Source organism: Brevibacterium sp. LAARM2_SD2 (genome assembly GCF_057364785.1).
Genome location: NZ_JBNFOM010000015.1, coordinates 84,300 through 91,278, shown reverse-complemented (window position 1 = coordinate 91,278; position 6,979 = coordinate 84,300). Strand labels below are relative to the sequence as shown.

Annotated in this window: 5 protein-coding genes and 2 pseudogenes; 1 reads left to right on the top strand and 6 read right to left on the bottom strand. The window is 69.8% G+C overall.

Annotated features, from left to right (window positions below):
- From AC2W7K_RS11170 to AC2W7K_RS11150, 5 genes and pseudogenes are all read right to left on the bottom strand, one after another.
- Positions 1 to 561, bottom strand: a 561-nt coding sequence (locus AC2W7K_RS11170; protein ID WP_486006183.1) for a metal-dependent transcriptional regulator, incomplete at its 3' end; no start/stop codon positions are given.
- A 4-nt stretch (positions 562 to 565) separates the two neighbouring features.
- Entirely contained in the window at positions 566 to 1,516 is a 951-nt protein-coding gene (locus AC2W7K_RS11165) for a sucrase ferredoxin (protein WP_211978325.1), read from the bottom strand.
- A gap of 20 nt (positions 1,517 to 1,536) precedes the next feature.
- Positions 1,537 to 2,744: pseudogene (locus AC2W7K_RS11160) on the bottom strand (cupin domain-containing protein).
- Complete coding sequence (locus AC2W7K_RS11155; RefSeq protein WP_211978327.1) at positions 2,741 to 2,992, bottom strand: BatC protein; 252 nt, start codon at positions 2,990 to 2,992, stop codon at positions 2,741 to 2,743. Before AC2W7K_RS11155 ends, AC2W7K_RS11160 begins: the two are co-directional and overlap by 4 nt.
- 225 nt (positions 2,993 to 3,217) lie before the next feature.
- Positions 3,218 to 3,880, bottom strand: coding sequence for a hypothetical protein (locus AC2W7K_RS11150; protein ID WP_211978328.1), 663 nt, complete (start codon positions 3,878 to 3,880; stop codon positions 3,218 to 3,220).
- Positions 3,881 to 4,012: 132 nt separating this feature from the next.
- On the opposite strand from AC2W7K_RS11150, the pseudogene AC2W7K_RS11145 reads away from it, so the two are divergent.
- Positions 4,013 to 5,532 (top strand): annotated as a pseudogene (locus tag AC2W7K_RS11145) (lipase maturation factor family protein).
- 86 nt (positions 5,533 to 5,618) lie between these two features.
- Here the strand turns inward: AC2W7K_RS11145 and AC2W7K_RS11140 are convergent.
- Positions 5,619 to 6,884, bottom strand: coding sequence for an Nramp family divalent metal transporter (locus AC2W7K_RS11140; protein WP_249120941.1), 1,266 nt, complete (start codon positions 6,882 to 6,884; stop codon positions 5,619 to 5,621).
- Positions 6,885 to 6,979 lie beyond the last annotated feature (95 nt).

Below are 6,979 nucleotides of genomic sequence, written 5' to 3'. Positions count from 1 at the left end.
ACGACGACGACGGTGAGCGGGCGCACGCGCGCCTGGCGAGGTCGCGAGCACCTCGGGGTCGGCGTCGGAGACCCGCAGGACCTCGTACGACCCGGGGACCGCCTCGGCGAGGAGAAGCGAGGAGTCATGGCACTGCACAGCCCCATCGGATCCCGGGATCGGATCGCCGTGGGGGTCCGCGGTGGGGTGGCCGAGGAACGCATCGATCCGGTCGATGAGCAGGTCCGATGCCGCATGCTCGAGCGCCTCCGCCTCATCGTGGACCTCGTCCCAGCTGTAGCCGAGCGACTCGACGAGGAACGTCTCGATGAGTCGGTGCCGGCGCACCATCGCCACCGCGATCTCCTCCCCCGCCGCCGTCAGCTCCGGTGGCCGGTAGGGCACCCGGTTGACGAGGCCGAGGTCGTCGAGGCGCTTGAGCACCTCGGTGACGTTGGCCTTCGTCGTCCCGAAGCGCTGCGCGAGCTCGGTCGCGGTCATCGGATCCCCGCCCCATTCGCGTGCCGACCAGATCGCCTTGAGATAGTCCTGGCTGACCTCCGACACTTCCCCTGCGCGCATGTCGTCAGCGTAGCGGATCGCCGGGACGCATCCCGACCACGGTGAAGACGTTGGCGACGGCGCGTTCGACGCCGCGGCACGTGAGGAAGTGCGGGTCCGACCGGGACACCGTGATGTCGACGTCGACGTTCGCCGAGGCGGTCCGCCGATCGATGACCCGCACCGTCCACACCCCGTCGGCCGAGTCGACGCCGCCGATCCCGTAGGCGAAGCGTCCGGCCGGGCCCCGTTCCTTGAGCACCGCGGCGACGGCGACCTGTTCGAGCGAGTTGAGATCCGTGTAGCCGCGCAGGTGGAAGCCGTCGATCTCATCGGCGAGGTGCCCGGCGATGACGTCGACCGCGGTGTCCTCATCGAGATCCCCGTAGTAGACGCCGTCGGGCACGACGAGGATGTTCGCCGCGAACCGATCCCCGCCGACGTGGGTGCACTCCCACACGAGATCCGGCCACCGCTCTGCGAGCACGGCGGCCACGGGTCGCCCACGCACCGCACAGCAGACATCGTGCTGCCCATGGGCGCAGACGAGGACGACCGGCGGCAGCAATCCCGTCTCGGACTGTGAGGTCTCGGACTGCAAGGTCTCGGACTGCGCGGCACAGGCCTCGAGTGCCTCGACGATCGCGAGGAGGTCGGAGTCGTCCTCCCACTCTCCCCACATCTGGTGGAGGCGGCCGGGACCCTCGAGGTGCATGACACCCCAGACACCCGGCCCACCGCGGGTGCGCCGTCCGGGTCGGCGGATGAGGAGGATGCGGGCGCGCAGGGACTGTGCGGCATAGAAGACCTCGGACCGCACGCGCCAGTCGATGTCGAGGCCCTCGAAGCCGTTGATCGGCCAGCCGCCTCGGTGTTCGATGAGCACCCAGTACGTCCCCCGCGGGGCCGTGCCCACGATGCTGTCGCCGCGGTCACGGGCGGCGTTCGAGCAGCGGAAGCCCCGGACCTCGCTCATCGTCACCTCAACCCCAGTGCTCAGCCGAGCGCGGGCACGAGCGCACCGGCAGCGAGCAGCCGCTCCGCCAACGGCCGACCGATGTCGGCGACCGACGCCGGATCGCCGTCGAGGAGGGTGCGGACGACGGGCAGCTCGGCGTCGCTGAAGTCGAACCAGCCGATCCGGGTGCGCAGGCGGTTCCCCTCGAGGGTGGCATCGAGGCCGGCGCGCAGCGTGAGCGGCGACGCGTCGTCGAGGTCTCGCATCGCCGCATGCTGGGCGAGGGGACCCAGGGGCGCGGGGCGGGCCTGCGACCGACTGATCCGGTCGATGCTCGGACCGGGGTCAGCCGCGGTGAGCGCGGAGACCATTGCCTGGCGGATCGCCTCGAGGACCTCGGGGCTCGGGTGGCTCTCCCCGAGCGGCAGACTCGCCCGCATCGCGGGATCGTCCTGGAGCTGGGCGAGCGCCGCCTGCGCGAGCTGTTCGGCGACCCCGTACCGCGTCCAGTTGTGGATGCCGAGGGTGAGGTGGATGGAGACCTCGCCCTGGGCGGTGGCGGCATGGAGCCAGCCGCGCGGCAGGTAGAGGGCGTCACCGGGTTCGAGCACGGCGTCGATGACCGGGTCGGTCTGCGCCGCCCGGCCCACGGCCTCGCGTCGGTCGGTCCACGGCTGGTCGCGCAGCGGCGCATCGAAGACGGGCGCGTGGATGACCCACCGTTTGGTGCCCTCGATCTGGAGGACGAAGACGTCGTGGACGTCGTAGTGGTCGTCGAAGCCCTGGTTCTGCGGCGGGGTGATGTAGGCGTTCGCCTGGACCGGGTTGCCGAGTTCGCGGCTGAGCGCGCTCGAGAACTCGCCGATGGGCTCCCATGTGCGCTGCAGAGCCTGGAGGACGAGGGTCGCTCCGGCATGGAACTGCTTCCACAGCTTCGTGTCGTCGAGCTGGTCGCCGATCGTCGCGCCGACCCCGGCCGGGAGGTGAAGGACGCCGTCGGCAGGGTCGCGCCGTCCTTGGCGACGCGCAGGAACGGGGAGCGCAGGCCGCGGGCGGAGATGAGCTCGTCGACGGCGCGGGAGGAGAAGAGGTCGGAGAAGTCGGAGACTCCGCGACTGAGCAGCGCCCGCCTGCCCCAGTAGTCCTTGGCGAAGGTCTCGCGCGAGCAGTCGATGAGCCGGGATTCCAGCACCCCGGCGCCTGCAGCGGCGTCGGGGTGCTGGACCTCAGTGGTGGGACTGCTCAAGACCGGTCGGCTCCACCGTCGGCACCGCCGTCGTGGACACCGGGTTCACCCGAGGCTCCGCCGTCGGCCGGACCTTCGGCACCGCCGTCGGCGCCACCGTCCTGGACACCCGGGGTGCCCGAGGCTCCGCCGTCGGCCGGACCCTCGGCGCCACCGTCAGCACCGCCGTCGTGAACGCCAGGCGTGCCCGCGGCACCGCCGTCGGCCGGGCCTTCGGTTTCGTTGGGATCGAAGTTGGATTCCGTCATGATTCCTCCTTGATATCGCATGGCATCGGCGGCACCCGATCGGCACTGAGATCTGGCCGGGAGCGGGCCAGCGTCGTCCCCGGTTGGGACGAGCCGCCTTGCTGACAGGCTACGTGTCAAACCCGCCGTTGTGAACAGGGCGGACAAGGATTTCCGCCGAGTTCACCCAGCCCGGTCCGATGCCGTCTCCGCAGCGCCGAGGCAGTCCGCGCAGCACGAAGACAGTCACCGTCCGGCGAGCTCCTGCGCCTTCTTCTCGATCTCCGGCTCACCGGCGGCGCTGAGGTCGATGACGCCTGCGGCGATGATGTGCTCGTGCAGCGGCTCGTGCCGGTGGGCGAGGAACTTCTCGAAGTCGTCGGCGGCGTTCGAGGTTCCCGTGCCGTGGCCGAGGAGGACGAAGTCGCGTCCCGCCGCGGCCTTGTCGATCTCGGTGACGAGGTCGTCGAAGAACCGGTCGAGGTCCTGCTTGTCGTCACGACCGGTCTTCTTCTCCACCGTGCGCATGTGGTGGCCGCGGGAGTCCGGGTTCTTCTCGTGCTCGTGCTGGTCGACCTCGACATCATGGGCGCTCAGGTCGAAGTCGTAGAAGCGCGCGTCCTCGTCGGTGAGCGTGACGACGAACAGGTGCCCCTCGCCCTCGGTCGATTCGTGGGCGGCGAAGAGGTGACGGGCGCGTTCGACGTCCTCGATGCTCACGAGCCCGTCGTGCTGACGGCGGAAGACGACACGGTGGCCGTTCATGTTCACCGCCAGGCGGTCACCCGACTCCTGCTCGACCCGATCGGCATAGTTCTCCCACATCGTGATGAAGTGCTTCCACTCGATGTCGCGCGGAGCGGGATGGCCGAGGATGGACTCCTTGGTCTTCTGGGGATGATCGCTCATGATGCCTCCTGGGGTGTGATGAGCGCGGGGATCGCGCCTCAGCCCCGACAATAGCCGCTTTTCGCTGTTGCCCCCATCCCCGATTCGCGCGATAGTCGACTGCAAGGGCACCTGCGAGGCGAGGAGGATCCCGTGGACGTCACCGCTCTGCTTCCCCTGCTCGACGCGGGCGACTACACGATCGCCCGCGAGATCCTCCAACGCGGCTTCGCGGTCCTCTTCCTCATCGCCTTCGTCAACGCCTGGAACCAGTTTCCGCCCCTCCTCGGCGAGCACGGCCTCCTCCCCGCGCCGCGCTTCATCGCCCTGACGACGGCACGGCAGGCCCCGAGCCTCTTCCGCTGGAGACGCACTCCGTACTCCGATCGCAACCTCCGCATCGTCTGCGCCGTCGGCATCGTCCTCGCCCTCACCGTCATCGTCGGCCTCCCCCAGGCCGGTCCCGCGTGGGCACCGATTCCCGTGTTCCTCATGATGTGGTGGCTCTACTTCTCGATCTCGGCAATCGGGCAGCGCTTCTACGGCTTCGGCTGGGAGAGCCTGCTCCTCGAGGCGGGGTTCTTCGTCGGGTTCCTCGGCTCCCACGCGGTCGCCCCGCCCCTGCTCATGATCCTCCTGCTGCGGTGGTTCACCGTCCGCGTCGAGTTCGGCGCCGGGATGATCAAGATGCGCGGGGACAGTTCGTGGCGCGACCTCACGGCGATGAACTACCACCATCAGACGCAGCCGATGCCCGGTCCGCTCAGCCGCAGCGCCCACCTCAAACCGACATGGTGGCACAAGGGAGAGACGCTCGGCAGCCACATCGTCCAGCTCATCGCCCCGTGGCTGCTCTTCCTCCCCCAGCCCATCGCCTCGTTCGCCGCGACCGCGATCATCATCACCCAGCTCGCGCTCGTCATCACCGGCAACTACGCGTGGCTCAACTGGGCGACGATCCTGCTCGCGTGCGCGGGCATCAGCGACTCCTTCCTCCGCTGGATCATCGGCGGGCCGTGGCCGGAGTGGGGCATCGACGCCGCCGTCAGCACGATCGCCGAGGCGGCCGGCAGTTCCGCTGCCTACCCGCCGTCCCCGCTGTGGTGGGTGCTCCTCACCACCGCGTTCGTCATCTGGCAGGCCATCCTCAACATCCCGGCGCTGCGCAACCTCTTCTCGCCGCGGCAGCTGATGAACGCGCACTTCAACCGCTGGGGACTCGGCAACGCGTACGGGGCGTTCGGGTCGATGTCGGAGACCCGCCACGAGATCGCCATCGAAGGCACGCTCGACCCCTCGGGCACACACGGGTGGAAGGAATACGTCTTCAAGGGCAAGCCCGGTGACGTCACCCGGCGCGGACCCATCGTCGCGCCCTATCATCTGCGGCTCGACTGGCTCATGTGGTTCGCCGCCCTCGGCGACTACCGGGATTCCTGGTTCCTCGTGCTCCTCGAACGCCTCGCGACCGGAGATCCGCTCATCCGTCGGCTGCTCGGCCCCGACCCGTTCGACGGGGAGCTCCCGCCCTCATCCGCGCCCGGATGTTCACCTACCGGTATGCGACACGGGAAGAGCGGCGCGCGGCGCGGGCGGCGGGCGAGCCCGTGCCGTGGTGGGTCCGCTCCGACCCGGTGACGATCGTCCGGCCCGTATCGCTGCGCGACCGCTGACTCCCCGCGGGGTCGCTGACTCCCTGCGGGGCCGCCAATGTACCTCCGCCGAGGCGGGCCTCAGGTGCGGTGCCCGGCTCCTCGACCTAGTCGATGCCGGCGACGAGGAGGGCGATGAGGACGACGTTGAGGACGATGATGAGGCTCGCGGCGGCGAGCGCGGCGACCGTGATCGCCCGCCCGTTGGCGAACTCGCCCATGACCGTGCGCATCCTCGTCAGCCGCACGAGCGGGACCATCGCGAAGGGGATCCCGAGGCTGAGGACGACCTGGCTGAGCACGAGCGCCCACGTCGGGTCGACGCCGATCGCGAGGACGGCGAGGGCCGGGAGCATCGTCACCGCCCGCTGCCACACGATCGGCACGTCGATGCGCAGGAGACCCTGCATGATCGAGGCCCCCGCATAGGATCCGACCGCTGAGGAGGCGAGCCCGGAGGCGAGCAGGCCGATGCCGAAGAGGAGGCCGACGACCTCGCCGAGGTTGGCCGTGACGACCGCATGCGCCCCTTCGATCGTGTCGGTGCCCGACTCCCCGCGCAGCGCCGCCGCGGCGAGCAGGAGCATCGCGATGTTGACGGAGCCGGCGACGACGAGGGAGAGCGCGACATCCCACCGGTTCGCCCGCAGCAGTCGCGGAATCTCCGCCCGCGGCACCATCCCGTGCCGGTCGACGGCGAGGGCGGAGTGGAGGTAGATCGCGTGCGGCATCACCGTGGCCCCGAGCATCGAGGCGGCGAGCACGAGCGAGTTCGTGCCCTCGAGCTGCGGGACGAGGCCTCCGGCGGCCTGCCCCCAGTCGACGTCGCCGACGACGAGTCCGGCGAGGAAGCCGATCGCGATGATCGCGAGGAAGCCGATGATGACGAACTCGAAGGGACGCTGCCCGCGTGTCGACTGGATGGAGAGGAGGACGAGGGAGACGACGCCGACGATGACCCCGCCGAGGAGGAGGGGCACGTCGAAGAGGATCTTCAGGGCGATGGCACCGCCGACCACCTCGGCGAGATCGGTGGCGACCGCGACGATCTCCGCCTGCCCCCAGTACGCGAGCCGTGACCTCCGGCCGAGGCGATCGCCGAGGAGGGCCGGCAGCGACCGCCCGGAGACGAGTCCGAGCTTCGCGGACAGGTACTGGACGAGGACGGCGATGAGGTTCGCGGCGACGAGCACCCAGACGAGGAGGTAGCCGTACTGCGCGCCGGCCGTGAGGTTGGCCGCGACATTGCCGGGATCGACATAGGCGACGGCGGCGACGAAGGCAGGACCGAGGAGGAGCACGAGCGACGAGCGGGGCCGCGCCCGTGGGGTCGTGGGGCTCGCAGTGTGAGCCGACGGAGAGGTCCTGCGCATAAAGTTAAGGTACATTAACTTTCATCGGCCGGCAACACGGACGGTCGGCAGCATCGTCACCGAGCATTCACCTCGGCGCCTTGGCACCCGCGCAC